The following is a 25,594-nucleotide window of genomic DNA, read 5'->3' on the forward strand; positions in this document are numbered from 1 at the left end:
GACAATCCCTGGTTGGTGAGGGGTGAACAGTAAGCGGTGAGCAGTCAGGCGGGGCCGTGGATCAGGTACCAGTTGATTCCGCTGCGGGTGAAGCCCGCCTCGTCCATGAGCAGGTCCAGCGTCAGGGTGGCGAGATCATCGGCCACCGGATCGGCGAACGGGTCCTTTTCCTGCTGGATGAGCTTCAGATAGGTCTGGCATTCCGGGCAGCTCTCGGCCTGCACGACCTGCTTGCCCCCCTCCAGATGGTAGTGGGCGATGCCGCGGGTGTTGTCGCAGTTGCTGCATTTGGCACGCACCACGTGCCACTCCGAACTGCACAGCGTGCAATGCAGATAGCGCAGGCCGTTTTCGGCACTGCCGATGCGCACCACCGAACTGACCGAATGCGAGCCGCATACCGGGCACAGGTTGGGATGCTCGGGCCGCGCCACCTGTGCGGGTTCGAGCTGGCGCGCGAGCCGGGTCCAGTGCGTCTGCAACGCGGCACCTATAATCGGCGCCACAGCGGCATCGAGCCCCTGGACGTTCCCATCAAGCAGTTGCAGAGCCTGCGCATCCAGCCAGGCATCCTGTTTTTCCAGAACCGATTCCAGTGCCGCCTGGCCTGTTGCAGGCAGGCTGGGCAGCACCGTCCGTGCCAGGTGCCGTGCCGTGTCGCGCCAGCCATCCGGCAAACCGAGGCCGGCGGGCGCCAGCGGTGGCATCTGATGTTCGCGGCATTGCGCCAGCCGTTCGGGCGCGGGCAGTTCCGCCGCAGGGCCTGCATCCAGGTATTCCTGCTGCGCCCGCGCAAGGCGGGCCACGAAGCGCAGGTAGTCGCCCAGGGTGTGGCCTTCAGCCAGTTGTTCGAGCCGCCGCGCGCGGCTGAGGAACACATCGGCGGGCGGCAGCCGCAGTTCGGGGATGTCGCCGGCTGCCGCTTCGATCTCGCCGGGCTGCAGGAGGGTGGTCGTCATGCGCTAGTCGCTGTCCTTGTCGGTTCTTCAGTCTAGACGATCGAGCCGGAATGCAAGGCCGGCTACTTGCCGGTCATCTCGCGATACCAGGCGCGGTGATGGTGCTTGGCCCAGGCGGCGGACACTGTGCCGCGCGTCATGGCACGAACCGAACCCTTGACCCAGATGGCCGCATAGACGTGCACGATGATGCCGAGAATCATGATCCAGGCAGCCAGCGCATGGATGACCACCGCCACGCGCAGCAGCCAGATGGGAAAGTACGGCGCAAACCAGGGCTGCCAGATCACGATGCCGGAAAGCAGCAGCACGGGAACCGTCACCACCACCGTCCAGAACAGATATTTCTGGCCGGCATTGTATTTTCCGACTTCAGGCAATCGCTCATCGCGGTTGCACAGCTCATCGCCGATGTGCTTCATCCACTGGCGGTCGGCAGGCGTGAAATGGTTGAAACGCCAGAACCGCGCCGCCATCGCGATGAAGAACAGGAACATCACCACGCCGATGAAGGGATGCAGGATGCGGGTCCAGGGTCCGCCGCCGAACAGGTTGGCGAGGAAGAAGAACGCCGGATGGAACAGCGCCAGCCCGGACAGGGCGGCGAGGACGAAGGCGATGGCCACCACCCAGTGGTTGCTGCGTTCCCGGGCCGTATAGCGTTGAATCAACGTGCTCATGATCGCTCCTTTGCGTGGTCGGAAAAATGAAGGCGGAACCGCTCAATCCGTCTTTTCTTCCTCCTCCACCACCTTGGGACCCACCGTGACGAAATGGAAGAAGCCGGCAAAGACGGCCAGGCCGATGCCAAGGCTCATGAGCGGCTTGGTCACCCCCTTCCACAGGCTGACCAGCGGGCTGATGTGCGGATCCTTGGGCAGGTTCGCATAGAGCTCGGGCTGGTCGCCGTGCTGCAGCACGTACATCACGTGCGTGCCGCCGACGCCCTGCGGGTTGTACAGCGCCGCATTGGCGTAACCGCGCTCCTTGAGGTCGGCTACGCGCCCTTCGGCATGATGGATCATGTCCTGCTTGGAGCCGAAGACCAGCGCGCCGGTGGGACAGGTCTTGATGCAGGCAGGCTCCAGGCCCACCGCCACCCGGTCCGAGCACAGCGTGCATTTGTAGGCCTTGCTGTCCTTCTTCGAGATGCGCGGGATGTTGAACGGACAGCCGGTGATGCAATAGCCGCAGCCGATGCAGTGCTCCTCGTGGAAATCCACGATGCCGTTCGCATACTGGACGATGGCGCCCGGCGACGGGCAGGCCTTGAGGCAGCCAGGGTCATCGCAGTGCATGCAGCCGTCCTTGCGGATCAGCCATTCCAGACGTCCCTGCTCCACCTCCACTTCGGAGAAGCGCATCACGGTCCAGGACTGGTCGGTGAGGTCGCGCGGGTTGTCGTAGAGGCCGACGTTGGTGCCGATCTCGTCGCGCAGGTCGTTCCATTCCATGCACGCCGCCTGGCAGGCCTTGCAGCCGATGCACTTGGAGATGTCGATCAGCTTGGCGACGTGAACGGGGTTGCGCACACGCGGAGGCGGCGTGGTGGTGGCGGAGCGTGCCTTGATGTCAAGTGATTGCAGTGCCATGGTCGCCTCCTAGACTTTCTCGATGTTCACGAGGAACGACTTGAATTCCGGCGTCTGCGTGTTCGCATCACCGACGAAAGGCGTCAGCGTGTTGGTGATGTAGCCATTCTTCGCCAGGCCCATGAATCCCCAGTGGATCGGCATGCCCACGGTGTGCACCTTCTTGCCGTCGACATCGAGCGTGCGCAGGCGCTTGGTGACCACGGCCACCGCGACGATGAAGCCGCGGTTGGATTTCACCCGCACGTGGTCGCCGGCCTTGATGCCCTTCTCCTTCGCCAGATCCTCGCCGATTTCCACGAACTGCTCCGGCTGCAGGATGGCGTTGAGCCGCACATGCTTGGTCCAGAAGTGGAAATGTTCGGTGAGGCGATAGGTGGTGCCGACATACGGGAACTGGTCGGGCTTGCCGAAGGTCGCCCAGTCCTCCTTGAACACCCGCGCGGCCGGGTTGGACCACGCCAGGGCGTTCTTCGGATGCATCGGGTTGTTGGCGAGCGGCGACTCCATCGGCTCGTAATGCTCGGGGAAAGGCCCCTCCGCCATCTTGTCGACGGCGAAGAAGCGCGCCACGCCTTCCGGATTCATGATGAAGGGATTCATGCCGTCTCCCGGCGGCGAATCCGGCTTGAAGTCCGGAATGTCGGAACCGCCCCACTTGCCGATCGCGGCGTCCCAGGCGATCAGCTTGCGCGTGGGATCGTAGGGTTTGCCGCCCGGGTCGCAGGACGCGCGGTTGTACAGCACGCGCCGGTTGGCCGGCCAGGCGAAGGCCCAGTTCAGCGTCTGGCCCATGCCGAACGGGTCGCTGTTGTCGCGCCGCGCCATCAGGTTGCCCTTCTCGCTCCAGGCGCCGGAGAAGATCCAGCAGCCGCAGATCGTGCTGCCGTCGTCGCGCAGTTCGGCGAAGCCGTTCAGCTGCTCGCCGGCCTTCACCAGGACCTTGGCCGGGTCCTTCGGGTCGGTGACGTCCTTCAGCGCACGGCCGGAGTATTCCTTCGCCAGCTCTTCCGGCGACGGGGCATGCGGCTGGCGATGCTTCCAGGTCAGGTTGAGGATGGGGTCGGGGAAAGCGCCGCCGTCCTTCTTGTACAGCTCGCGCAGCCTGAGGAAGATGCCGGCCATGATTTCCTGATCGCCCTTGGCGTCGCCCGGCGGTTCGGCGGCCTTCCAGTGCCACTGCAGCACCCGGCTGGAACTGACCAGCGAACCGTCTTCCTCCGCGAAGCAGGTGGAAGGCAGGCGGAACACCTCGGTCTGGATCTTGGCCGGATCGACGTCGTTGTATTCGCCGTGGTTCTGCCAGAACTCCGAGGTTTCGGTGGCCAGCGGGTCGATGATCACCAGGTATTTGAGCTTGGCGAGCGAGCCCGACACCTTGACCTTGCACGGTGCGGAGGCCAGGGGATTGAAGCCCTGGCAGAGGTAGCCGTTGACCTTGCCCTGGTTCATGTTCTCGAACACCTGCAGCAGGTCGTAGCCCTTGTCGAGCTTGGGCAGCCAGTCATACGCCCAGTTGTTCTCCGCAGTGGCAGCGTCGCCATACCAGGCCTTCATGGTGCTGACGAAGAACTTGTTGTAGTTCTGCCAGTAGCTCAACTGACCGGGCCGCAACGGCTTGAAGGCACGCTTCTCGATATAGGCCTTGTAGTCCTGCTCCGCATCGCTGGGCAGCGTCATGTAGCCCGGCAGCAGGTTGGACAACAGTCCCAGATCGGTCAGGCCCTGGATATTGGAGTGGCCGCGTAGCGCGTTCATGCCGCCGCCGGCTGCGCCGATGTTGCCCAGCAGCAGCTGCACCATGGCGCCGGTACGGATCATCTGCGAGCCGTAGGAGTGCTGCGTCCAGCCCAAGGCGTACATGATGGTCATGGTCTTGTTGGGCGCCGAGGTCTCGGCGAGCATCTCGCACACCTTGAGGAAGGCATCCTTGGGCGTGCCGCAGATGTTGGTCACGGCCTCCGGCGTGTAGCGGCTGTAATGCGCCTTCATCATCTGGTACACGCAGCGCGGGTTCTGCAGCGTCGGGTCGGTGACGACATAGCCGTCCGCACCGATCTGGTAGCCCCAACTGGACTTGTCGTAGCTGCGCTTCTCCGGGTTGTAGCCGGAGTAGATGCCGTCGTTGAACGCGAACTCGTCCTTCACCAGGAAGCTGAAGTCCGTGTAGGTCTTCACGTACTCGTGATGGATTTTGTCATTGCTGAGCAGGTAGTTGATGACGCCGCCGAGGAAAGCGATGTCCGTGCCGGAGCGGATCGGCGCATAGAAATCCGATACCGCGGCCGAGCGCGTGAAGCGCGGATCGACGACGATCAGCTTTGCCTTGCGGTGCGCCTTCGCCTCGGTCACCCACTTGAATCCGCAGGGGTGCGCTTCGGCGGCGTTGCCGCCCATGATCAGAACCAGGTCGGTGTTCTTGATGTCAACCCAATGGTTGGTCATCGCACCGCGGCCGAACGTCGGGGCAAGACTTGCCACCGTCGGACCGTGTCAGACACGCGCCTGGTTGTCGAATGCGAGCATCCCCAGGCTACGCGCGATCTTCTGCGTCAGGTAGCCGGTTTCGTTGCTGGAAGCGGAGGCGGCGAGCATGCCGGTGGAAATCCAGCGGTTGACCGTTTCGCCCTTGTCGTTCTTCGCGATGAAGTTCTTGTCGCGGTCGTCCTTCATCAGCTTGGCGATGCGGCTGAAGGCGTCGTCCCAGGAAATGGGCGTCCACTCCTTGCTGCCGGGCGCCCGATATTCGGGCCGCTTGAGCCGGTTCGGGCTGTGCACGAAATCGAGCAGGCCGGCGCCTTTCGGGCAGAGCGTGCCGCGGTTCACCGGGTGGTCCGGATCGCCTTCGATGTGCATGATCTCGCTGTGAGCATTCTTGGCCTGGTCGCCCAGGCTGGAGATCAGGATGCCGCAGCCGACCGAGCAATAGGGACAGGTGTTGCGGGTTTCGGTGGTGCGCGCGAGCTTGAACTCCCGTACTTCCGCCAGGGCCTCGCCGGGCGCGAATCCCAGCGCAACGAGGCTGGAGCTGCCGACCCCCGCTGCGCATATCTTGAAAAACTGTCTCCGGGTCACTTGCATCTCGGTCCTCCATTCTCGTGAATTCAGGCACGCATGGAAAAACTATAGAAACAAAACATTCCCTTACAAATATTATTTATCGATCACCGCCATAAAAAACGTTCCAGCGATGGGCAGGAACCCGCCTGTCATGCGTCTGACGACAACATGCGCCCCTGATTTCTGGATATTCGGCCCCGTTTCGCGGCGAAATAGCAGCCCGATCCGATTGCAGAACGGCGGCAAAGCGCTAGCGTCCGTCCTCGCCGCTGTCGCTGAAATCGCCCAGCGGCCGTTTGAACGTGTAGTCCGCCGGCCGGAGGATCAGTTGCCGTGCCGACGTTTCCACGCTGCCACTCGGGATGGTGAAAGGCAGCGCCACCACGGTCAGCACCGTCCCCACCACCGTGGCTGCCAGTCCCAGCGGCCGCATGACCACCGCGTCCACCACCATGTCGGTAGTCTTGTCGCCGCTGACGGTGTCGTTCTGCTGGGCAGGCGCGGAGACGGGCATCAAGCCGAGGGTTGCAGCCAGCAGCACGGAGGCCAGTCCGTTACGCAGGGCGGCGCTCATGCCTTGCCCTGCGGCAAGCCCACACCTGCCGATACCAGATAATCGCGCACATGCCGCAACTCCTGTTTGCTGCAGGTATTGCTGTTGTGCGGGCGATGCAGGAAACCCTCCACACCGTTCAGCACGACCCGGAAGCTTGCGCCATGATGCGGCTCCACGTTGGCCCCCAGGTGCGCCAGCATCGCTTCCACTTCGCGCCAATGGACATTGCCGCTGACAGGTCCTTCGAAAATCGCCCGAAGCAAATTTTCGTGCTTGTGACTCATGAACAAAGACTCGGGACATTCAACACTCCTCCAGCATAGAACCGCCAACGCCTGACGTGAAGGGAAAATGGCGCCGGGCGCACGTCAAGGCATGCGCAGGAACGCATCCATCGCCGCCGGCGCCAGCGGCCGGCTGAACAGGTAGCCTTGCACTTCGCTGCAGCCGGCCTCGCGCAGGAACGCCAGTTGCTCCGCCGTTTCCACGCCTTCGGCGATGATGCCCAGCCGCAGACTGCGCGCCAGCTGGATGATGGCGCTGACGATGGCGGCATCGTCCGGATCGGTGTGGATGTCGCGCACGAAGGACTGGTCGATCTTGAGCCGGTCGACAGCAAAACGCTTGAGATAGCTGAGCGAGGAATAGCCTGTGCCGAAGTCGTCGATCGCCAGCCGAATGCCCAGGGCTTTCAGCTGCCGAACCGTGTCCAGGGTGTTCTCCACATCCTGCAGCAGGATGGATTCAGTCAGCTCCAGTTCCAGCAGGTGCGGCGGCAGCCCGCTGCGCGCCAGCGCGCCCGCCACGGTCTCGATCAGGCCGGCACGACGAAACTGCAGGGCAGACAGGTTGACCGACATGATGATATCGGGCAATCCCGCTTGCCGCCACGTCTGTGCCTGGCGGCAGGATTGTTCGATCACCCAGGCGCCGATGGGCACGATCAGGCCACTGTCTTCCGCCACCGGGATGAAACGGGCCGGCGATATGTCGCCCAGTTCCGGGTTGTTCCAGCGCAGCAGCGCCTCCACGCCGGTCACCTTGCCGCTGTCGGCATCCAACTGCGGCTGGTAATGCAACTGCAGTTCAGCCCGGTAGAGCGCCTGATGCAGACGGTTCTGCAGCATCAGATGCTCGCGGGCCTGCCGGTTCATGCGGTCGTCGAAGAAGCGGTAGGTGTTGCGGCCCGCGTCCTTGGCGTTGTACATGGCCGTATCGGCCTTCTGCAGCAGGCTGTCGAAATCGCTGCCGTCCTGCGGATACATGGCGATGCCGATACTGCAGGATGCGTTCATCGCGTGGCCGTTGATCTCCACCGGCTCGGCCAGCAGCCTGAGGATGTCTGCCGCGACGCGCTCCACCGTTTCCATGTCCGGAATCTCGTTGAGCAGCAGGATGAATTCGTCGCCGCCCTGGCGGCTGATGGTGTCGCTGTCACGCGTGCTGTGCGTCAGCCGCTTGACGGCTTCCAGCAGGAGCTGGTCGCCTGCAACATGCCCCAGGGTGTCGTTCACGCGTTTGAAGTTGTCGAGGTCGAGGAACAGCATCGCCACCAGTTTCTGCGACCGTTGCGCCCTGGCCAGCGCCTGCTCGAAACGGTCGCGCAGCAGCACGCGGTTGGGCAGGCCGGTAAGGACATCATGATGGGCGAGAAATTCGATGCGCGCCTCCGCCTGCCTGCGCTCGGTGATGTCCTGGCAGGCGCCATACAGGCGGTTTCCGGCCTGGTCATCTGCCGCCTCCATGGCCAGCGTATACGCCCGGATGTAGTGGACGGCGCCGTCCTTCGCGAGGATGCGCAACTCGCATTCGCTACGCTGGCCCGGCGCGAGATAGGCAATATTGCGATCGAATTCGGCGAAATCATCCGGGTGAACGAGATGGCGCCAGCAGCCTTTCGCCATGATCTCATCCAGCGAATAGCCGAAGACCTGATCTGCCGAAGTCGTCGCCCAGTCGATGATCAGGTCCCCGTCCGCCGTCTGCATGCAGGAGTACAGCAGGTCGGTCGACACGCTGGAAATCAGGCGGTAGCGCTCTTCGCTCTCGCGCAGCGCCTGCTCCATCCGCTTGCGTTCGCTGATGTCGATGAAGTTGACCACTGCCCCTACCAGCTGGCCGTTGTGGTACATGGGATGGGACCAGTATTCGACCGGGAAGCTGGTGCCATCCTTGCGCCAGTGCACTTCGCTGTCCACATGGGTGGGCTTGCCCTCCAGGGTGGAACTGCGGATGTGGCACTGCTCCTTCGGATAGGGGCGGCCGTCCGGATAGCTGTGGTGGATCAGGGCATGGATACTCTTGCCGAGGACCTCCGCCTGCGTGTAGCCCAGCATGTCGAGACACGCCGGATTCACGAACGTGCAGATGCCCTGGCTGTCGACCCCGAAAATCGCCTCGGGGGATGCGTCCAGCAGCAGGCGAAAACGCTCTTCGCTCTCGCGCAGCGCGGCCAGGGCTGCACGATGGCCCATGACCACGCCGAGGTCGGCAGCCAGCTTCTCCAGCAGGATCACCTTTTCCGGACCGAACGCATGGGGCTCTTCGCTATACACCGTCAGGGCGCCGATGATCCGTCCATACGCCCGCAACGGCGTCGCGGCCGACGATCGATAACCATGGAGGAGCGCACGTTCCCGCCACGGCGCAAACTGTTGATTGGTCTCGGTGTCGTCGTTGATCGCCGTGATGCCCAGGCGTATGGCGGTCCCGGTGGGTCCCTGGCCCTGGGGGGAGTCGTCGCAGCGGATTTCCACCTTGGACAGATACGTATTCTCGAAACCCGCCTCTGCCACCGAATCGACCGTGACGCCGTCCTCGTTCACCAGGCCGACCCAGGCCATGCGGAACAGATCGTCCCGCACCAGTTCCTGACAGATGCGTGCCATCAGTTCGTGCTCGGGCCGCTCCGCCACCAGCATTTCGTTCACTGCCGCGATGATCTGCAGCAACAGGTTGCGCTGCCGCATGGCCAGCGCCTCGCGCCGCAGCTCGGTCACCTCGCGCAGGCTGCCCACCATGCGCAGCGGGTTGCCCTCGGCGTCGCGTTCCACGACCTCGCCACGGTTATGCAGCCAGATCGAGGTGCCGTCGGCGTGCCGGATGCGATGTTCGCGATCGAATACCGCATTGCCATCGAGACAGGCCCGTATCGCCGACATCACGCCGGCCCGATCCTGCTCCTGCAGGCATGCAATGGCCTCCTGCCAGGTATGCTCGGTCTGCTGCACGTCCAGGCCCATCAGGCGCGCCCACTGCGGATTGTGTCGTACCCGTCCGCTCCGCAAATTCCAGTCCCACACGCCTTCGCCGAGGAGCGCCAAGGCATAGGCCTGTTCGCTGCCATCGGGAAGCGGTTTGCCGGCCTTGCCCGCCTTCCTCTCGGCAGCGGGATCACGCCCCTCCGCCAGCAATGCCCGGGCGGCACAGCGGCGGCGTCTTGCCTCGCCCAGCGTCACCTCCGGGTATACCCCCAGGGCCAGGGTCTTGCGTTTGCCCCCAAAGCGATAATCCAGCCGCCAGTAGCGCGAGCCATCCGGATTCAGCAGCAGATACATGCCGCCGCCGTCTGCCAGCTTGAGCGGCTTGGCCGTCGGATGTGTCTGACGGATACGGCGGTCGGTAAGAGGCGTGGCAATACGGGCCATGACAAAAGCAAAATGATTTTCGTAATGTCATCATCATACCGACAGATGCCGTCAGGTATACCGTCAAAAATATTCATGATAAACAGTACGAATTACAGCATTTTCATACGGGCATGCCGCTTTGCCATATCGACTGATTCAATCGCGTCATCCACCCATTCGTTCGTTTTCCATATTGGATTTCTCGATTTTTTCCACTTGGCCTGACGACCTCACCAACGAAGGCAAGCCAATCGACGCGGCCGTCCGAATCCACAACGGCCCCGCAGATCCAGTCATCGCGGCGTGGATATCGAAGTAACGGCAGCAATCGCGGCGGGCCGCGACCGATAAAAGCAGGAACGACTCGGCCCCACCGGGTGTTCCCCAGTGCCGCAACATTTCATCTGCGCGTTGAAGGTCCGCCACCGGCTGCGTATCTGTTGCGCCCCGATCCGCGCAGAGATCTGCCACACCACCGAATACCGCGCGCTCCATACCGATCTGGCGCGCGATTCGACCCGACACACGTAAACATTCGCGCCTTTCAACTTAAAATCCCTCTGGACGCCTGCGCTTCGGCGCGCTCACCCACCGCATCGCACCCCCACATGAACGACCTCATACAGCGCCTCGACCTCTCCTTCCTCGCCGCTTCCTGGATTCACCAGGTGATGACGCTCATCGTCGCCATCACCCTGCTCAACGTCGGCGCCTATTACCTGCTGCGCCGCATCGAAAAGATCGCCGCGCGCACCGCAACCGTCTGGGACGATGCTCTGATCAAGGCCACGCGCAAACCTCTCACGCTCATCCTGTGGGTGATCGGCACGACTTATGCCATCCAGATCGTGCACCAGCATCTCGGCACGCCGGTCTTCGATTTCGTTCTGCCTGCCCGCAACACCCTCATCATCGTCGCGCTGGCCTGGTTCCTGATGCGACTGATCAGCCAGGCCTCGCGCAATCTCCTCGTCCGCAGCGTCGAAACGGGGCACGGCGTGGACGCCACCACGGTCGACGCGCTTTCCAAGCTGGGGCGGGTCTCGATCATCGTCGTGGCCACGCTGGTCATCCTGCAGAATCTCGGATTCAGCGTGTCCGGCGTGTTGGCGTTCGGCGGCATCGGCGGCATTGCCGTCGGCTTCGCTGCCAAGGACATGCTGGCCAACTTCTTCGGCGGCCTCACCATCTACCTGGACCGGCCGTTCACAGTGGGCGAATGGATCCGCTCGCCCGACCACCAGATCGAGGGCACAGTGGAATACATCGGCTGGCGCCACACCCGTGTGCGCGCCTTCAACAAGAACCCGATCTATGTGCCCAACGCGCTGTTCACCACCATCGTGGTGGAAAACCCGACCCGCATGACCAACCGGCGCATCAAGGAGACCATCGGCATCCGCTATGCCGACCTCGACAAGATGGCCCCCATCGTCGCCGACGTGAAGACCATGCTGCAGAATCACCCCGAGATCGACACCGGTGCCACGCTGATCGTCAACTTCAACCAGTTTGCCGCGTCGTCGCTGGATTTCTTCATCTACACCTTCACCAAAACCGTCGAGTGGGTGCACTACCACGAGGTCAAGCAGGACGTGCTGTTGAAAATCGCCGACATCATCCGGAAGCATGGTGCGGAGATCGCCTTCCCCACCCGCACCGTGCATCTCGAATCGGCCGCCGAAGAAGCCGCGGCCGACTAGCGGCACGCGTCGCTCGCGGCGGCTTTTCCGGGCGGCGAAAGCCATGTGATCGCCTGCAGCCCAGTCCAGCCGCGGAGGCAGTTCGTCCGCCTTGCCAAGACGTGCCCCGCTCCTCATACTGGCTTGACGAATTGGTCTTTTGGTCAGTCTCCTCCTGCCCCCAGCGGGCACTCTGTCGGCTTTCCTCATTGGCATCATTACCGCGCGCCCGGGCGCGGCTGCCGCAGTTCCACTGCGATCTTTCGCCTATCCACCCATGCCAGCGCACGGCTTCCTCGTGCCTTGGTCATCATGAGGAATCACGCCATGGCAAAAGAAGAACTTGTAGAAATGGAAGGCGTCGTCAACGAAGTCCTCCCGCAAACCCGCTTCCGCGTCACGCTGGACAACGGCTTTGAAATCACCGCCTACGCCTCCGGCAAAATGCGCAAGCACCGCATCCGCATCCTGGCCGGCGACAAGGTCACCATCGAAATGTCGCCCTACGACCTCACCAAGGGCCGCATCAATTTCCGCCACAAGGATAGCCACGTCCAGGCGCCACGGCCGACCGCGCCCAGAAAATTCAACTGATGCAAGGGCTGGCGGGCATGCACGAAACCGATTCGCCTACTGCTCCCGTGCGCGAAGCCGCCAAGCCGCATCCTCTCGGTGTCTGCAAGGCCTGCGGCGCCATCACCTACCGCAAGGAATCCGTCGGCCAGCGCTGCATCCGCATCCGGCGCGGGACGCGCTGCAGCGGCATCGTCGCCGTCGCCACGCGGGACGCCTGCTGGAAACAATGCGCGAGCTGCAGCGGCACCGGAAAACGCGACAACACACCCTGCACCTATTGCCGCGGCATCGGCTGGAACCTGGCCAAACCCTGGAGCCTGTAAGTCCCAGCGGCCTGACGCCGGGTGGCGCGACCGCATGACATAATGTTCCGGCCTTCCACGCCGTAAACCCACTTAACCATGCATGGAAGTCGGGCCATCACTGCGTCCGTCACGAACCCCTATCCGATGCGCTCCATCACCCGCCGTATTTTCCTCTGCCTGTTGGCAGGTCTCAGTGTTCCCGTCCTGGCCCAGGATCTGCCGCCCCTCTCCCATGCGGTAACGGGGAGCGACACCGACTACACCATCAAGCAAGGCGATTCCCTGACCGCCATCGGCGCCCGCTTCGGCCTGGCGCCCAAACTGCTGGCCCGGCAGAACGGCCTGCCCGTCAACGCCAGGCTCCACCCCGGCCAGCAGCTGCACGTCCATCATCCCCACATCGTCCCGGCGACGCTCGACGACGGCATCCTCGTCAACTTGCCGCAAAGCATGCTGTTCAACTTCAGCCAGGGCACGCTGGTTTCCGCCTATCCCGTCGGCCTGGGCAAGCCCAGCTGGCCCACCCCGCAGGGCGAATTCAGGATCGTCAATCGGCAGGCGAACAAGCCCTGGCTGGTGCCCAAATCGATCCAGGAGGAAATGCGCCGCGAAGGGAAAATCGTGCAGGAGGAAGTGCCCCCCGGCCCCGACAACCCCCTGGGCAAACACTGGCTCGGCTTGAATCTGTGGGGCTACGGCATCCACGGCACCATCGCGCCGGCGAGCGTCTACCATTTCCAGAGCCATGGCTGCATTCGTCTGCATCCCGATGATATTGCGGAACTTTTCGACCAGGTGCGGATCGGAACGCAGGGACGTCTCATTTACCAGCCGGTTTTGCTGGCGGTGATCGAAGACGGCCGCATCCTGCTCGAAGTCCATCGGGACATCTACAAGAAGGGAATCGATCCCGCGCGAACCGTGCGCGATCTGGCTGCAGCCAACGGCTTGAGCCAGGCCATCGATTGGCCTAAAGTGGACGCCGTAATCGCCGCTCAGGATGGATTGGCCGAGGAAGTAGGCCATCTGCCAAGCAACGGATTGAAAGGACAACCATGAAGCACGTCAGCCGACGCAAATTTCTCAAACTGGGCCTGCTGGCCGCCGCGATGCCGCTGCCGGCCTCCGCCAGCGCATGGCTGGCTGCGCCCGAGCGCCGACTGAGCTTCCACAACCTGCACACCGGCGAGAACCTCGACCTGCCCTACTGGGTGCAGGGCGACTACGTTCCGGACGCGCTCGCCGAAATCAATCACGTCCTGCGCGACTACCGCACCGACCAGGTCGCCGCCATCGACACCCGCTTGCTGGACCTGCTCGACCGCGTCAAGGCCCAACTCGGTACGTCCAAGCCCTTCCAGGTCATTTCCGGCTATCGTTCTCCCGCCACCAACCACATGCTGTCGGAACGTTCCTCCGGCGTCGCCAAACACAGCCTGCACATGGAAGGCAAAGCCATCGACATCCGCATTCCCGGCGTGGCGCTGGCCGACCTGCGCAAAACCGGGCTCGCGCTGCAAGGCGGCGGCGTCGGCTACTATCCGGCTTCCGACTTCGTGCATCTGGACGTCGGACGCGTACGGACCTGGGGCGGCTAGACCGCACAACGCCTTTCCGGCCGCAATCGTTCGACGTAGGGCCGGCGAATTGAAGACCGCTTCATGGGCACCGACGCGTGCCCGACGACATTTTCCTGCACCAGGGTGAAACCCCGTCCCGATCCGACCGGTCGAACCAGTCCCACTTGCATGCCAAGGAGGACTGTCATGACCCCCTCTCGGGACCCACGTCCGGCGGCCTATCTCATCATTCTGCTCGGACTCGGGCTGGCCGCCGCCGCCGCCCTCGTTCCCTTCTACAACGTCGCCTATCTGCTCGAACCCGGCATCCTGCTGGCCGTGCTGATGCCCTTCCTGCTCTATGGCCTGTTCATCGAAAGCCTGCGCGGTTCCTGGCTGCTCGCCACCGGTCTGCTGCTGCTCGCAGCCAATCTGGTGCTGGTCGCATTCGAACGCTACCTCCGTTACGACAGCTACGCAGACGATTTGATCTACTGGGTGCCGACACTGGCAGCGGTGGTCGTGCTGCCGATCGCCTATCGGCTGGGCCGACGCGCCGACGAAGCCGATCCATCCGGCACGCCCTCACCCGGCTAGGGGCCGCACCGTTTGTATTCGGGCCATGCGCGACTATATTGAGTTGGCAACCGGCTGAAGCCATCTACCCGGATCACCCGCTTTCCCTGCAACCCAAACGACTCAGGACGCCATGTACGGCCCATACAATCACAGTTGGATGTTCGATGGCGGATTCGGCCTGCTGTTCGGTGGCGTGTGGATGCTCCTGATGTGGGGAATTCCCCTTCTCCTCGTCATCGCCCTGCTGAAATACCTGTTTTTCAGGCCGCACGACAAGCGCAGCCCCGACATCCGGCCAGAGCAGAAAACGCCCCTCGACATTCTCAAGGAAAGCTACGCGCGCGGCGACCTCAGCCGCGACGAGTACCTGCAGAAACGCGACGACCTCCTGGAAAAATAGGCAGCACGCACGAATGTCCGCCCCCTTCCTCGCCCCCTCTCTTGAAAGGAGATTGCCATGAACATCACACGACCCAGCCAGCTTGCCGCCTTCGGACTTGCCGCCCTCTTGAGTGGAACCGCCCCGGCCCTTCTGGCGGCCGATCCGCCTCCTCCCCCGCAATATGGGCCCGGCATGATGAACGGTTATGGCGGCTATGGAATGGGCCCCGGCATGATGGGTGGCTATGGCGGCTATGGCATGGGTCCCGGCATGATGGGCGGTGGCTATGGCGGATATGGCATGGGCCCCGGGATGATGGGCGGTTATGGCGGCTACGGAATGGGTCCCGGCATGATGGGTGGGGGCATGATGGGACCGTATTGGGGTAGCGGGCTCGACCTGACCCCGGACCAGCAAGCCAAGATCAACAAGATCCAGGACGAGACCCGCAAGGCGCACTGGGCGCTGATGGGCGAGATGATGAACCAGCAGGCCAAGCTGCGCGACCTGAACCTGGCGCCGAAGCGGGACAATGCCGCAATCGACGCGGCCTACAAGGAATTCGGCAAGCTCCAGCAACAAATGTACGATTCCGCGGTGGCGGCGCACAAACGCATGGAGGCCGTCCTCACCAAGGAACAGCAGGAAAAGCTGCGCGATTATTGGCGCAAGGGCTGGACACCCAACCCCGAAAAATGAGCAGGCCGGCCGACTCCCGCCGCACCGATCACCAGGGAATCTCGGTGCCGTTGTAGCGGAAGAAACGCCCGTTCAGCGCCATCTGGAAATTGTCCACCAGGGCGCGCATGCCGCGCACGCTCTGTGCCGGGGTGAGCATCGCATCCGGGCCACCCATGCGGGTGCCCACCCAGCCCGGATGCAGCAGCAGGACGCCGATGCCCTGTTGCGCCAACGCATGCGACAGTCCCTTCATGGCGGCATTCAACGCCGCCTTGCTGGAACGGTAGGCATAGTTCCCCGGCGCGCCGATCTCGGTGATGGAGCCCATATGGCTGCTGATCGCCACCACCAGTTTCTTCTCGCTGCGGGCCAGATGGCCGGCGAAGGCCTCGCTCACCCGCACCGCCCCCAGGGTGTTGACGGCGAACGTGCGCAGCCAGACGTCATAGTCGATGCCGCCGAACGCATCCATGAACTTGTCCAGATACACGCCCGCATTGTTGAGCAGCACGTCGATGCGGGCGCCCTCCAGGTCGAGCTGCAGCGTGCGCAGCTGCTCGCCGTCGGTCACGTCGAGCCGATGCACGCTGAGGCGCGGATGCCGGCCGGCCAGGGCCTTGAGTTCGTCGGCCGCCTCGGGATGGCGGCACGTGGCGATCACCTGCCAGCCAGCCTCGGCGTACTGCCGCGCCCATTCCAGTCCGAGGCCGCGGTTGGCGCCGGTGATCAGTATGCCGGGGAGCGTGTTCATCGGAAGATTCTCCAGACCTGTCCTCTTTTGTATAGACGGCAACTGCCCCGTACGGGCGCTTTCCTTTGTCCCTTGCATCGGCTTTACTGGAACGATACGGTCCGGAAGAAAGCGACTCTGCCATGAAGGAAATCCTGCCCGGCGTATTTCACTGGAAGACCTTCCACGAAGGCATCCAGGCCTACGTCCATTCCTATTACACCAACGCCACCGACCCGCCCGTGCTGATCGATCCGCGCGTGCCGGCGCAAGGCATCGAATGGTTCGCGGCGCACGGCGCGCCGCAGCACGTCTACCTGACCAACCGCCATCACTATCGCCACAGCGACCGCTTCGCCGAACGCTACGGCGCGCAGATCTGGTGCCACAAGGACGGCCTGCACGAATTCACCCACGGCGAAAAAGTGCGCGGCTTCAGCCACGGCAAGACCCTGCCAGGCGGCGTGCTCGCTCTCAAGGTCGCGGCGCTGTGTCCCGAGGAAACCGCGCTCCATCTGCCCTTGCACGGCGGCATCCTGAGCCTCGGCGACGCCATCGTGCGCGAACGGGGCCGGCTCGGTTTCGTGCCGGACGCCTACATGGGCGACGACCCCGAAGGCGTCAAGCGTGGCCTGCGCAAGGCCTTCCTCAAGCACCTGCGCGAACGCGAGTTCGACCACCTGTTGTTCGCCCACGGTGCACCCTGGATCGGCGGCGCCCGAGCAGGCTTGCACGCATTCCTCGACAGGCTCGAGCGGTAGCGGACTCGCACAGATATCCAAAAAAACAGGGGCCAGGCATGACCTGGCCCCTGTTGCGATGCGCGACCCGCTTACATGCCGCCGAGGTCGTCGATGGCATCGACCACGATGCTGGTGCCGATCGCGATCATCAGGATATCGCCGGCCACCCGCACATACTTATGGCCGACAGGCGGCACGCCGAGGCTCACCACGACCCGCGGGGGCAGATCGTAGACCACCACGTCGCGCGGCAACGGCCGGCCGAGCTGCCATTTCCTGGCCTGGCCGGGCGGCATGCAGCCGTTGTGCTTCTTCGCGAGTCCCGGCGGGCAATGCCCGCGCTTGAAACTGTCCGCGTAATACTCGCGCACGACTTCACGCTGGCGGTCGCCGAAATGCACGCTCACCCGGACGTCGCCGCGCGATTCCCTGCGGTCGTCGTCATGACCGCCCTTCGCGGCCTTGTCCGGCTTGCCATGACCGGCCCAGTCCGGTTTGTCGGCCAGGCCCGGGCCGGCAGCGAAAAAGCAGGTCACGAACAGGGCAAGGGCAATGTGCTTTGATAAGGAAACGCGCATGGAAACTCCAGTCGTCAGGGAAAGGGACTGCGTGCCCAATCTCGTTCGGACACCCAGCGAGAAGATACCCGAATTCCCCCCATCATTCGACCCGCCTGCGGCGGACTCTGGCGCCCGCGCTTACGGCTTACGTCCGGGCTCGGCGCAGCGGATAATTGCCGCGTTGGTCTTCAGCTTCAGGCAGCGGCGCATGTCGCGTCCCTGCCGCCGCATCGGTTTGTTCGGCGCCATCTGCGCCGGCGCCTGGACCGTGGCCGGCGCTTCAGCCGTGTCGGCCGGTGCAGCCGCAGCAGCCGGCATGGCGTCCTGCGCCAGGGCAAGATTGGCCGCGCACAGCAGCGGCAGCGTCATCCATCCGATTGTCCTTTTCATAACGACCTCCTCTCATGATTCGTGAACCCGCAGGCACCCGCGCCTACGCCAAACCGGGAATCCCACCAGGATGATCGTCGGCCACTTCGCCCGTCACCGCATCGCCCACCCGAATCGTGCCGCCAACCAGGATACGGGCATTCACCCCGCCATGGCCGCGCATCGCGTTGTAGCCGCCCGGTCCCAGCACCGCCTCCATACGCGAACAGGGATCGCAATGCCCCGTCACTTCCAGCACCACCCCGGCGCCAATGCGCAGCACCAACGGCCGGTCGCGAAACAGCGCATGCGCCGCCAGCAGGTTCAGGCCCGACACCACCAGATTGCGTCGCAGCCACGCCGCCTCGATCTGCGTCCACCCGGTCAGTGCCGCGATCACCGGCAGATGCTCCGCCTGGATCAGCGTCACCTGCCTTTTGCCGCCCGCCACCCGGCTGCGCGACGGTTGCGCGTAGTGGTCGCCCTCGACCCCGCAGGCGGCGATCGCTTGTACGGCATCGACCGCAACCACTTCGCCCCGACGCTCGGGCCGAATATAAATCGCCTCGATCCGGCCCGGACGGGCAAAGCAGGTCGTCAGGTCGCGCAGGCCGGCGGCGTCCGGGACGACCGCCGGTCGATCCGGTCCCGGACTCATGCCAGCAGCCGCTGGAGCCACCACGCCAGCCCGCCCACCACGCTCAGGCAAATCAGGCAGGCCAGCAGGATCTTGACGAATCGAGGCATGGGCAAGGTCGCGTGATTCGCTATTTATCGCTGCCGGCCGGATACCCCACCGTTTGCGCAAGCGTGATGCGCTGATGCGGGCCCAGCCCCAGGGCAGCGCCCAGCGCCGCGCGATCGAGCTGGCCGCGCACCACTCCGGCGAGGCCGGCCGACGCGCAATAGAGATACACATTCTGGGCAATGAAACCGGCATCGGTTGCGCTATAGAACGCCGCTTCTTCCGCGCTGGCCTCGCCCGTCCGGTCGAGGTCCGCCACGTACACCAGGTTCAGCGGCGCAGTCGCCACGAAATCCTGCACACCCGCCAGCGGCCGGAGATCGCCGGCCACCATCCGGGACAAGACATGCGTCGGCGGATCGTAGCGATACGCGCCCTCTGAGGTGATCACGAGCACATCGGTCTCGCGCCAATCGCGTGCCGACGGCGCCGTGCGCTGCCCCGTGCCCGCCCGGTTCACGCCGTTCGCCGCCCACAGCAGGTTCGACAGCACCTGCAACGGCAACGCCCTGCCATCGAACTCCCGCGCCGACTGCCGCGCCTTCAATGCCTGCATCAAGGGTATGCCGCCCACCTTTTCGGGCGGGGGCAGCCTGATCGCGCCGGTTTCCGGTACCTGTCCCGCTTCCATCGTGCTCATCGTCCCCACCTCGTCGTGATTGCGTCCTTGCTGTATGGCGCTTATTCCACTCTAGACCGTTTATGCCGTTCGACCTGCCGAAACAGCAAGGCGTCCGGACGCCTCATGTCCGCATGACGGCGAGGCCTTCCCATTCATCGATTGGGATCGGCCTGCAAAACAGGAATCCCTGGTAGGCCCGGCACTCGTTCTGCAGCAGGAAATCCCGCTGGGCCTGGGTTTCCACTCCTTCCGCAATCACCTGCAAACCCAGCGACCGGCTCATGGCCATGATCGCCCGTACGATGGCCACATCGTTCTCGTCCTCAGGCACATCACGGACGAAGGATTGATCGATCTTCACCTGATCGAGCGGCAGGCGCTTGAGATAGGACAAGGACGAGTAGCCGGTACCGAAATCGTCCAGACAGAAACTCACGCCCAGCGCATTCAACTGTCGCATCTGGCTGACCACGATGTCGACGTTGTCGAGCACCACGCTCTCCGTCAGTTCAAGCTTGAGCCGGGACGGATCGATGCCGCTCGCAGCCAGGCTGCGCTGTACCGTGGCGACGAAGTCGGACTGATGGAACTGGCGCGCACTGACATTGACCGCCATCTGCAGGAACCGTGTACGCGGATCGCGTTCCCAGTTCTTGATCTGGGCGCAGGCCGTGTCCAGGACCCACTGCCCGATGGACAGGATGAGCCCGGTCTCCTCGGCCAGCGGGATGAATTCGGCCGGTGGGACCATCTCGCGCCCGGACGGAAACCAGCGCAGCAGGGCCTCGGCACCGATCAGTTCGCCGTCCTGGTTGACCTGCGGCTGGTAGTAGAGCTGGAATTCGTCCCGCTCCAGCGCCTGGCGCAACGCCGCCTCCGTCTCCATGCGCGAATCGATGGCCGCCTGCATGGCCGGATTGAAGAATCGCGCCGTATTGCGGCCCGCTCCCTTGGCCTGGTAGAGCGCCACGTCGGCCTGCTTCAGCAGCATGTCGACCGACGCGCTCTGCCCCTGGAACAGGGTCAGGCCGATGCTCGTCGTGCCCAGATATCGTGCTTCGTTGATACCCATGGTATAGGGCTGGTTGAGTTCGAAGCGCACCTTCTCGGCGATGATTTCCGCCTGGTTGGCCGCGTATAGCGCATCCTGGCCCAGGCCTTCCAGCACCACCACGAATTCGTCGCCGCCCAGGCGGCACACGATATCCTCCTGGCGCATGTGGATGATCAGCCGCTGGGCCACTTCGACCAGCAGGCGGTCGCCGACATCGTGGCCCCGCGTGTCGTTCAAGGTCTTGAACTGATCCAGGTCCAGGATCAGCAACGCGCCGAATTCGCCGCTGCGATGGCTGGCGCTCAGTGCCTGGGCCAGCCGGTCCATCAGCAGCCGCCGGTTGGGCAGCCGGGTGAGCGCGTCGAAATAGGCCAGGTTACGGATCTGCTCCTCCACCCCCTTGCGCTCGGTGATGTCGCGCACCAGCCCCAGGACATAGGCTTCCCCGGCGTATTCGAAATAGTTGGCATTGATTTCCACCGGAAACGAACGGCCGTCGGCAGCCGTGTGGCGGCTTTCGAAGGTCATCGTTCTGTGCGCCTTGAGCTGTCCCCAGAAAGCCTGCCACTGTTCCGGTTGCGTCACGTCGCCATCGACATCGATCACCCGCAATGCCAGCAGAGCCTCGCGCGTCTTGCCGAGCGCCCTGCACGCTTCGTCGTTCACATAGTGGAAGCAACCCTGCTCGTCGGCCAGATAGGCCGCTTCCTTCACGTGGTTCAGGGCGAAATCCACCAGGGCCAGTTGCTGGTTCGCGCGCTCGCGCTCGGTGATGTCGCGGGCGATACCGAGCACACCGAGTACGTTTCCATGCCGATCGCGCAACGGTGTCTTCACCGTTTCGAGCAGGGCCCGGCATCCATCGGCGGCGAAAGTCACCCATTCCTCGTTGCGGACCGGTTGTCCAGCCGTCATCGCTTCGCGGTCCTTCTGCTGGAAAAAACGCGCCAGAGCGGGGTCCACGAAATCGAAATCGGTCTTGCCCACGATGTCCGACTCGCGCGCACCGTACAGGCGTTCGAATGCGGCGTTGCACATCCGGAAGCGGCCCTCCGCATCTTTGAGCCACACGAGATCGGGAACCGTCCCCAGAATCAGGTTCTTTTGCTGTTCGCTTTCTTCCAGGTTGCGGGTGACGGTTTTCAGCAGATCGTGCTCCCGCAGCAGCGTGCTTTGCCTGAACATCGCCAGCATGACGACGATGAACGCATTGACGTCGACGACATTACTGACGGTTCGGGGCACGCCCAGATGCGGGTCGGCCAGCTTGACCGCCACGCCGGACAGCACCACGGCCGCCAGCGGCAACAGGCGCAGGAAGCCTTCATACCAACGCTCCAGCGTGGTGTTGTGGGAAGGCTCGACCTTCCAGTACAACATCGCCAGCCCCATGCCCATTATTGAAAAGGAGAACAGGCTGTTGAACCAGGCGCCGTCGAGGGTCGCACCATCCAGCGCCATCAGGTTCCAGACCATCCAGCAGATCCCCGTGGCGGCGAGGGAAACCAGGAACAGCCCGTAGCTCCAGGACAATTTCAAACGCAAGGTCGGGATCGCAATCAGGCCAATGCATGCGGCGCTAAACAGGCTGACCGGATAGGCCACCAGCACGCTCATGGCCAGCCACGTCGTATCCCCGCGCTTGGGCAGATACAGCACCAACACCAACGTCAGGGCCGCAATGGCCAGCATTGCGCCATCCAGCACCAGGGTCTTGCGCTGGACGCGGCTGGCCATGCGGAATGCCTCAAACAGCACCCCTACTCCCACACAGGGCCCCAGCCACAAATAGAACAAATCGGACGGCGACGGAAACCCCCAATAGCCGACAGCCGCCTGCAGGTCCCAGATCATCTGGCCGGCCGCGTATCCCGTCAGCCCAACCGCAATCCATCGCACGCCCCGGGCGCTTCCCGCACGAACCCTGTGCAACGCGATCCAGGCCAATATCGCTGCCGTGACCGTACCTGCCGTCCAGTGAAGATTGTCGAAGAAACGTACCCACTGCACATCCTGGGCAAAGCGGATGCCCAGAACGCCGGCCAGCAGGCCGCTCAAGCCGGCGAACAACACAAGGCGGACAGGCGGCTGCCCGCCCCGGTTACCCCAATTCATCGCTGGAACCTCCGCCCGAGGCGGTCGCTTCCTCACCACCCATGTTCATCCGCATCGTAATTCCCCGCAGTGTCTTTTTTCTTGTCCCTGTGGAGACGTCCTGCCTCTATCCGGCTATCGCGTCGCACAGCCGGACACAAGATTACCGGACAAACCATTCCATGAGCATGGTAATTGTGAATCTCCCCGGGCGGGCAGGGATGCGGGCCGGCAAGACCGGCAATCGGATGGGGGACCCCGGCGCCCCGCTGGAACCGGGAGATCAGAGCGGCCGCGAGCCCCGGCAATCCGGATAGCGGATACAGCCCCAGAACACCTGGCCCGCGCGGCTGCCCCGCTTGGCCTTGCGCTTCACCATCCGGCTCTGGCATTCGGGGCAGAACGGCGCGCCGTTCGTCGTGATGCTGAGCGGGTCCCGGAAGAACCGGGGCGGCGCGGTCACGCCACTGATCAGCGCGTGCAGTGCCTTGCCGTCCATCAGCTCGATGTTCTTGCCCTTGGCAAACGCCAGGGCCTCGTCGGTGAACACGCCCGAGGTCACCACGAAGCCGCCTGCCGCGCCTCGGGCCGCCATCACCCCGTAGAGTTCGCGCACGATGCTCACGCCCACGCGGATTGCCCGCCACTGTTTGCATTGCACCAGGAAAAGCTCGCCGCCCTTCTTCAGGATCAGGTCGACCCCGCCATCGGGACCATCGCCGCCCGTCGCCGTCACCGAATAGCCCTTGCGCCGAAACGCCTCGCCCACCAGCGCCTCGAACTTCTTCCAGCTCATGTCGTTCAGCGCGGCGTGATCCGGACTCGCGGCCACCGTCTGGTGCAAGGTGCGGCGCGTGTAGCGGCCATAGGCGGACAGCCCCGCCCCCGCCAGGAACACGGCGGGCAGCAGATACTGGCCCACGCCGGCCAGCGTCCTGAATACAGTCTGGTTGACGAAATCGCCCATCTTTCCGGGCGGGACGACCGCCGTCACTTCGCGGATCGCAAGGCTGTGCAATCCGACATACGTCACCAACGCGAGCGCCACGCCCCCCCACCAGGGGAGCTTGCCGGTGATCTCGATCAGGTCTTCAACGGGGCTTTGTTTGCGACGCGCCATGATTTTTATTAGGTGTGTAACGGACCCTGGATCCCTACAGCGCGAATCCGCCGACTGTATTCCTGGCCCGGAAACGCATCCGGACCGAGCGATTTTTATTGTGTCGTGCGAGAGATTACCAGCGCTTATTCAAGCCTGGTATACCGGACGTGGTGGCTACGGCGTGAACGACGACAGACCGCCTTCCCCGTTCGCGCCATGGATCGCGATCACAAGCCATGCCCGTTGCGGATCACGCCGACCGCAATGCCTTCGATGACCAGTTCCTGGCGCGTGAGGTCGACGACGATCGGCTCGAAATCGGGATTTTCCGGCAGCAGCCGCACCGTGTTGCCCCGCTTCTGGAAGCGCTTCACCGTGACCTCGTCGCCGATCCGCGCCACCACGACCTGCCCCGCCTTGGGCTCGGTGTCGCGATGCACCGCGAGCAGGTCGCCGTCCAGGATGCCGGCATCCTTCATGCTCATGCCGCGCACCTTGAGCAGGTAGTCTGCGCGCGGAGTGAACATCGCGGCATCGAACTGGTAATGCCGCTCGATGTTTTCCTGCGCCAGGATCGGGCTGCCCGCCGCCACTTGGCCCACGAGCGGCACCCCGCCATCGCCCTTCAACCGGATGCCGCGCGACGTTCCCGGCACCAGATCCAGCACGCCTTTCTTCGCCAGCCCCTTGAGATGCTGCTCGGCCGCGTTCGGCGAGCTGAAACCGAAGTGCTGCGCGATCTCGGCACGCGTCGGCGGCAGGCCGGTGGTCTCCATCCACTCACGAATCAGGTTCAGGATTTCTTCCTGGCGACGGGTCAGGTCTCGCATGGGGCTTCCTCCAAATACTGTATGCATGTACAGTATAGTTACTGTATGCTTGTACAGTATAAAGACTGAACCCGTAAAACGCCAATACGCGGGCCGCACCCGCGCAGGCAAGCAGGAGAACCCTCATGATGAAACTCGGAAAGATCAGCTCCCTCGCCTTCAGCCACATGAAGCGGCGCGGGATTTCCATCGACGCCCTGAACGACCTGCTCGCCAACGGACAGGTCGAAAAACAGTTCGACGGCGCGCAGGTCATTTACCTGGACAGCCCCACCCCCGGCCCGTCCTGGGCCGGCCGCCCGACGCCCCGGCTGTATGCGGTGGTGGATGCGGCGGGCGAGGTGCTGACGGTGGAGAAGCGGGTGCGAATACGGGCATGAGCCGATCGCCTAATGAAGCGGAAGATGGTCAATTCGCCGGCACCGCGCTATATTCTGGCTAGACTAGCCAGAATAAGCAGGAGTTCATCATGAACAGCGAATGGCAATTGCAGGAAGCGAAAAACAACCTGAGCCAGCTCATCAAGGATGCCGCAAGCGGCAACGCCCAGGTCGTCACCGTTCACGGCAAGCCGACGGCTGTGGTGGTGTCAGCGGAAGCCTACGCAAAGCTCACCCGCCCGCGTCGGGGCAAGCTCTCCGCCGCGCTGTTGCAGCCCGACCTCGCAGGCAAGGACCTGGACTTCACTCGCAGCCCGGACACCGGTCGCAACGTCGAGCTATGAGCTGGCTGCTGGACACCTGCGCCCTCTCCGAATACATCAGGAAATCGCCCGCGCCGCAGGTCATCGCCTGGCTGGACGAGTAGGACGAAACCAGCCTCCATCTCAGCGTCATCACCCTGGGCGAAATCGAGAAGGGCATCCTCAAGCTGCGCACCACCGACCCTCGCCGCAGCCAGAAACTCACCGCATGGCTGGGCAAGGTGGAGCAGCGCTTCGCCGGCCGCATCCTGCCCCTCGACGCCGCAGCCTTGCACGGCTGGGCGCAACTCGCCGCCCAGTCCGAACTGGCTAGGCGCCCCCTGCCGGTGATGGATGGCCTGATCATGGCCACCGCCCAGTGCCACGGCCTCACCGTAGTCACGCGCAACGTACAGGATTTCAGCCTGCTTCCGCAGGTATTCAATCCCTGGGCCCTGTAAGCGGCGCATCGATATTTACCCTCGCTTGTTATTCCGGGGGTG

26 protein-coding genes and 1 pseudogene are annotated in these 25,594 nt (G+C 63.6%); 12 read left to right on the forward strand and 15 right to left on the reverse strand.

Annotated elements, in window-relative coordinates; all coding sequences use genetic code 11:
* Positions 1 to 44: 44 nt before the first annotated feature.
* The 7 genes from fdhE to ABT23_RS01175 form a co-directional block, all read right to left on the reverse strand.
* Entirely contained in the window at positions 45 to 959 is a 915-nt protein-coding gene (gene fdhE, locus ABT23_RS01145) for a formate dehydrogenase accessory protein FdhE (RefSeq protein ID WP_296629932.1), read from the reverse strand.
* Positions 960 to 1,021: 62 nt separating this feature from the next.
* On the reverse strand, positions 1,022 to 1,639 hold the full coding sequence (locus ABT23_RS01150) for a formate dehydrogenase subunit gamma (protein ID WP_296629934.1): 618 nt from the start codon (positions 1,637 to 1,639) through the stop codon (positions 1,022 to 1,024).
* 42 nt (positions 1,640 to 1,681) lie between these two features.
* Entirely contained in the window at positions 1,682 to 2,551 is an 870-nt protein-coding gene (fdxH, locus tag ABT23_RS01155; protein ID WP_296629940.1) for a formate dehydrogenase subunit beta, read from the reverse strand.
* Between the two features lie 9 nt (positions 2,552 to 2,560).
* On the reverse strand, positions 2,561 to 5,632 hold the full coding sequence (gene fdnG, locus ABT23_RS01160; protein ID WP_296629944.1) for a formate dehydrogenase-N subunit alpha: 3,072 nt from the start codon (positions 5,630 to 5,632) through the stop codon (positions 2,561 to 2,563).
* A gap of 229 nt (positions 5,633 to 5,861) precedes the next feature.
* Complete coding sequence (locus ABT23_RS01165) at positions 5,862 to 6,185, reverse strand: hypothetical protein (protein WP_296629948.1); 324 nt, start codon at positions 6,183 to 6,185, stop codon at positions 5,862 to 5,864.
* Entirely contained in the window at positions 6,182 to 6,451 is a 270-nt protein-coding gene (locus tag ABT23_RS01170; RefSeq protein ID WP_296629950.1) for a type II toxin-antitoxin system HicA family toxin, read from the reverse strand. Before ABT23_RS01170 ends, ABT23_RS01165 begins: the two co-directional genes overlap by 4 nt.
* 84 nt (positions 6,452 to 6,535) lie before the next feature.
* On the reverse strand, positions 6,536 to 9,814 hold the full coding sequence (locus ABT23_RS01175; protein ID WP_296629953.1) for an EAL domain-containing protein: 3,279 nt from the start codon (positions 9,812 to 9,814) through the stop codon (positions 6,536 to 6,538).
* A 590-nt stretch (positions 9,815 to 10,404) separates the two neighbouring features.
* Between ABT23_RS01175 and ABT23_RS01180 the strand changes: the two genes are divergently transcribed.
* The 8 genes from ABT23_RS01180 to ABT23_RS01215 all read left to right on the forward strand — a co-directional run bounded on the left by ABT23_RS01180 (position 10,405) and on the right by ABT23_RS01215 (position 15,578).
* A complete protein-coding gene (locus ABT23_RS01180; protein ID WP_296629956.1) occupies positions 10,405 to 11,499 on the forward strand; it encodes a mechanosensitive ion channel family protein in 1,095 nt (364 codons plus the stop codon).
* A 306-nt stretch (positions 11,500 to 11,805) separates the two neighbouring features.
* The gene (gene infA, locus ABT23_RS01185; protein ID WP_296629959.1) at positions 11,806 to 12,072 is read left to right on the forward strand and encodes a translation initiation factor IF-1; all 267 of its coding nucleotides are present in this window, start codon (positions 11,806 to 11,808) and stop codon (positions 12,070 to 12,072) included.
* Positions 12,072 to 12,377, forward strand: coding sequence for a hypothetical protein (locus ABT23_RS01190; protein ID WP_296629961.1), 306 nt, complete (start codon positions 12,072 to 12,074; stop codon positions 12,375 to 12,377). Before infA ends, ABT23_RS01190 begins: the two co-directional genes overlap by 1 nt.
* Positions 12,378 to 12,503: 126 nt before the next feature.
* Positions 12,504 to 13,418, forward strand: a complete 915-nt coding sequence (locus tag ABT23_RS01195) for a L,D-transpeptidase family protein (RefSeq protein ID WP_296629965.1) — start codon at positions 12,504 to 12,506, stop codon at positions 13,416 to 13,418.
* Entirely contained in the window at positions 13,415 to 13,957 is a 543-nt protein-coding gene (locus ABT23_RS01200) for a YcbK family protein (RefSeq protein ID WP_296629968.1), read from the forward strand. Before ABT23_RS01195 ends, ABT23_RS01200 begins: the two co-directional genes overlap by 4 nt.
* A 168-nt stretch (positions 13,958 to 14,125) precedes the next feature.
* Positions 14,126 to 14,515 carry a hypothetical protein gene (locus ABT23_RS01205; protein WP_296629970.1) on the forward strand — a complete coding sequence of 130 codons (390 nt, stop codon included), beginning with the start codon at positions 14,126 to 14,128 and terminating at the stop codon, positions 14,513 to 14,515.
* 139 nt (positions 14,516 to 14,654) lie between these two features.
* Positions 14,655 to 14,897, forward strand: a complete 243-nt coding sequence (locus ABT23_RS01210) for an SHOCT domain-containing protein (RefSeq protein WP_296629973.1) — start codon at positions 14,655 to 14,657, stop codon at positions 14,895 to 14,897.
* 57 nt (positions 14,898 to 14,954) lie between these two features.
* Positions 14,955 to 15,578, forward strand: coding sequence for a Spy/CpxP family protein refolding chaperone (locus ABT23_RS01215; RefSeq protein WP_296629975.1), 624 nt, complete (start codon positions 14,955 to 14,957; stop codon positions 15,576 to 15,578).
* 28 nt (positions 15,579 to 15,606) lie between these two features.
* Here ABT23_RS01215 and ABT23_RS01220 read toward each other — a convergent pair whose 3' ends face one another.
* Complete coding sequence (locus ABT23_RS01220; RefSeq protein ID WP_296629978.1) at positions 15,607 to 16,311, reverse strand: SDR family oxidoreductase; 705 nt, start codon at positions 16,309 to 16,311, stop codon at positions 15,607 to 15,609.
* A gap of 122 nt (positions 16,312 to 16,433) precedes the next feature.
* On the opposite strand from ABT23_RS01220, the gene ABT23_RS01225 reads away from it, so the two are divergent.
* Positions 16,434 to 17,051, forward strand: a complete 618-nt coding sequence (locus ABT23_RS01225; RefSeq protein ID WP_296629980.1) for a hypothetical protein — start codon at positions 16,434 to 16,436, stop codon at positions 17,049 to 17,051.
* Positions 17,052 to 17,122: 71 nt separating this feature from the next.
* Here the strand turns inward: ABT23_RS01225 and ABT23_RS01230 are convergent, their stop codons facing one another.
* The 7 genes from ABT23_RS01230 to lexA form a co-directional block, all read right to left on the reverse strand.
* Entirely contained in the window at positions 17,123 to 17,611 is a 489-nt protein-coding gene (locus tag ABT23_RS01230) for a hypothetical protein (RefSeq protein ID WP_296629983.1), read from the reverse strand.
* A 120-nt stretch (positions 17,612 to 17,731) separates the two neighbouring features.
* Entirely contained in the window at positions 17,732 to 17,983 is a 252-nt protein-coding gene (locus ABT23_RS01235) for a hypothetical protein (protein WP_296629987.1), read from the reverse strand.
* Between the two features lie 43 nt (positions 17,984 to 18,026).
* Positions 18,027 to 18,620: an MOSC domain-containing protein gene (locus tag ABT23_RS01240; RefSeq protein ID WP_296629990.1), complete on the reverse strand. Its 594-nt coding sequence runs from the start codon at positions 18,618 to 18,620 to the stop codon at positions 18,027 to 18,029.
* Positions 18,621 to 18,729: 109 nt separating this feature from the next.
* Entirely contained in the window at positions 18,730 to 19,347 is a 618-nt protein-coding gene (locus tag ABT23_RS01245) for a SagB/ThcOx family dehydrogenase (protein ID WP_296629993.1), read from the reverse strand.
* 103 nt (positions 19,348 to 19,450) lie between these two features.
* Positions 19,451 to 22,498, reverse strand: a complete 3,048-nt coding sequence (locus ABT23_RS01250; RefSeq protein ID WP_296629996.1) for an EAL domain-containing protein — start codon at positions 22,496 to 22,498, stop codon at positions 19,451 to 19,453.
* 262 nt (positions 22,499 to 22,760) lie between these two features.
* On the reverse strand, positions 22,761 to 23,597 hold the full coding sequence (locus ABT23_RS01255; RefSeq protein ID WP_296630002.1) for a restriction endonuclease: 837 nt from the start codon (positions 23,595 to 23,597) through the stop codon (positions 22,761 to 22,763).
* A 209-nt stretch (positions 23,598 to 23,806) separates the two neighbouring features.
* Positions 23,807 to 24,409 (reverse strand): transcriptional repressor LexA, encoded by a 603-nt coding sequence (gene lexA / locus ABT23_RS01260; protein WP_296630008.1) that lies wholly within the window; start codon positions 24,407 to 24,409, stop codon positions 23,807 to 23,809.
* Positions 24,410 to 24,534: 125 nt separating this feature from the next.
* Here lexA and ABT23_RS01265 point away from each other — a divergent pair, with 125 nt between their 5' ends.
* The 3 genes and pseudogenes from ABT23_RS01265 to ABT23_RS01275 all read left to right on the forward strand — a co-directional run.
* On the forward strand, positions 24,535 to 24,789 hold the full coding sequence (locus ABT23_RS01265) for a hypothetical protein (protein ID WP_296630011.1): 255 nt from the start codon (positions 24,535 to 24,537) through the stop codon (positions 24,787 to 24,789).
* An 89-nt stretch (positions 24,790 to 24,878) separates the two neighbouring features.
* Entirely contained in the window at positions 24,879 to 25,133 is a 255-nt protein-coding gene (locus tag ABT23_RS01270) for a type II toxin-antitoxin system Phd/YefM family antitoxin (RefSeq protein WP_296630014.1), read from the forward strand.
* 104 nt (positions 25,134 to 25,237) lie between these two features.
* Positions 25,238 to 25,552: pseudogene (locus ABT23_RS01275) on the forward strand (type II toxin-antitoxin system VapC family toxin); the annotation flags it as partial.
* Positions 25,553 to 25,594 lie beyond the last annotated feature (42 nt).

This window comes from Thiobacillus sp. SCN 63-57 (assembly GCF_001725555.1).
Classification (GTDB): domain Bacteria; phylum Pseudomonadota; class Gammaproteobacteria; order Burkholderiales; family Thiobacillaceae; genus Thiobacillus.

What these genes read in the sequence shown, in the direction of transcription:
- fdxH (WP_296629940.1), bottom strand. Translation starts at nt 2,551, where the DNA reads ATGGCACTGCAATCACTTGACATCAAGGCACGCTCCGCCACCACCACG.
- lexA (WP_296630008.1), bottom strand. Translation starts at nt 24,409, where the DNA reads ATGCGAGACCTGACCCGTCGCCAGGAAGAAATCCTGAACCTGATTCGT.
- ABT23_RS01270 (WP_296630014.1), top strand. Translation starts at nt 24,879, where the DNA reads ATGAACAGCGAATGGCAATTGCAGGAAGCGAAAAACAACCTGAGCCAG.
- ABT23_RS01265 (WP_296630011.1), top strand. Translation starts at nt 24,535, where the DNA reads ATGATGAAACTCGGAAAGATCAGCTCCCTCGCCTTCAGCCACATGAAG.
- ABT23_RS01180 (WP_296629956.1), top strand. Translation starts at nt 10,405, where the DNA reads ATGAACGACCTCATACAGCGCCTCGACCTCTCCTTCCTCGCCGCTTCC.
- ABT23_RS01165 (WP_296629948.1), bottom strand. Translation starts at nt 6,185, where the DNA reads ATGAGCGCCGCCCTGCGTAACGGACTGGCCTCCGTGCTGCTGGCTGCA.
- ABT23_RS01255 (WP_296630002.1), bottom strand. Translation starts at nt 23,597, where the DNA reads ATGGCGCGTCGCAAACAAAGCCCCGTTGAAGACCTGATCGAGATCACC.
- ABT23_RS01240 (WP_296629990.1), bottom strand. Translation starts at nt 18,620, where the DNA reads ATGAGTCCGGGACCGGATCGACCGGCGGTCGTCCCGGACGCCGCCGGC.
- fdhE (WP_296629932.1), bottom strand. Translation starts at nt 959, where the DNA reads ATGACGACCACCCTCCTGCAGCCCGGCGAGATCGAAGCGGCAGCCGGC.
- ABT23_RS01200 (WP_296629968.1), top strand. Translation starts at nt 13,415, where the DNA reads ATGAAGCACGTCAGCCGACGCAAATTTCTCAAACTGGGCCTGCTGGCC.
- ABT23_RS01230 (WP_296629983.1), bottom strand. Translation starts at nt 17,611, where the DNA reads ATGCGCGTTTCCTTATCAAAGCACATTGCCCTTGCCCTGTTCGTGACC.
- ABT23_RS01210 (WP_296629973.1), top strand. Translation starts at nt 14,655, where the DNA reads ATGTTCGATGGCGGATTCGGCCTGCTGTTCGGTGGCGTGTGGATGCTC.
- ABT23_RS01215 (WP_296629975.1), top strand. Translation starts at nt 14,955, where the DNA reads ATGAACATCACACGACCCAGCCAGCTTGCCGCCTTCGGACTTGCCGCC.
- infA (WP_296629959.1), top strand. Translation starts at nt 11,806, where the DNA reads ATGGCAAAAGAAGAACTTGTAGAAATGGAAGGCGTCGTCAACGAAGTC.
- ABT23_RS01235 (WP_296629987.1), bottom strand. Translation starts at nt 17,983, where the DNA reads ATGAAAAGGACAATCGGATGGATGACGCTGCCGCTGCTGTGCGCGGCC.
- ABT23_RS01250 (WP_296629996.1), bottom strand. Translation starts at nt 22,498, where the DNA reads ATGAATTGGGGTAACCGGGGCGGGCAGCCGCCTGTCCGCCTTGTGTTG.
- ABT23_RS01225 (WP_296629980.1), top strand. Translation starts at nt 16,434, where the DNA reads ATGAAGGAAATCCTGCCCGGCGTATTTCACTGGAAGACCTTCCACGAA.
- ABT23_RS01245 (WP_296629993.1), bottom strand. Translation starts at nt 19,347, where the DNA reads ATGAGCACGATGGAAGCGGGACAGGTACCGGAAACCGGCGCGATCAGG.
- ABT23_RS01220 (WP_296629978.1), bottom strand. Translation starts at nt 16,311, where the DNA reads ATGAACACGCTCCCCGGCATACTGATCACCGGCGCCAACCGCGGCCTC.
- ABT23_RS01175 (WP_296629953.1), bottom strand. Translation starts at nt 9,814, where the DNA reads ATGGCCCGTATTGCCACGCCTCTTACCGACCGCCGTATCCGTCAGACA.
- ABT23_RS01190 (WP_296629961.1), top strand. Translation starts at nt 12,072, where the DNA reads ATGCAAGGGCTGGCGGGCATGCACGAAACCGATTCGCCTACTGCTCCC.
- ABT23_RS01195 (WP_296629965.1), top strand. Translation starts at nt 12,504, where the DNA reads ATGCGCTCCATCACCCGCCGTATTTTCCTCTGCCTGTTGGCAGGTCTC.
- ABT23_RS01150 (WP_296629934.1), bottom strand. Translation starts at nt 1,639, where the DNA reads ATGAGCACGTTGATTCAACGCTATACGGCCCGGGAACGCAGCAACCAC.
- ABT23_RS01170 (WP_296629950.1), bottom strand. Translation starts at nt 6,451, where the DNA reads ATGAGTCACAAGCACGAAAATTTGCTTCGGGCGATTTTCGAAGGACCT.
- ABT23_RS01205 (WP_296629970.1), top strand. Translation starts at nt 14,126, where the DNA reads ATGACCCCCTCTCGGGACCCACGTCCGGCGGCCTATCTCATCATTCTG.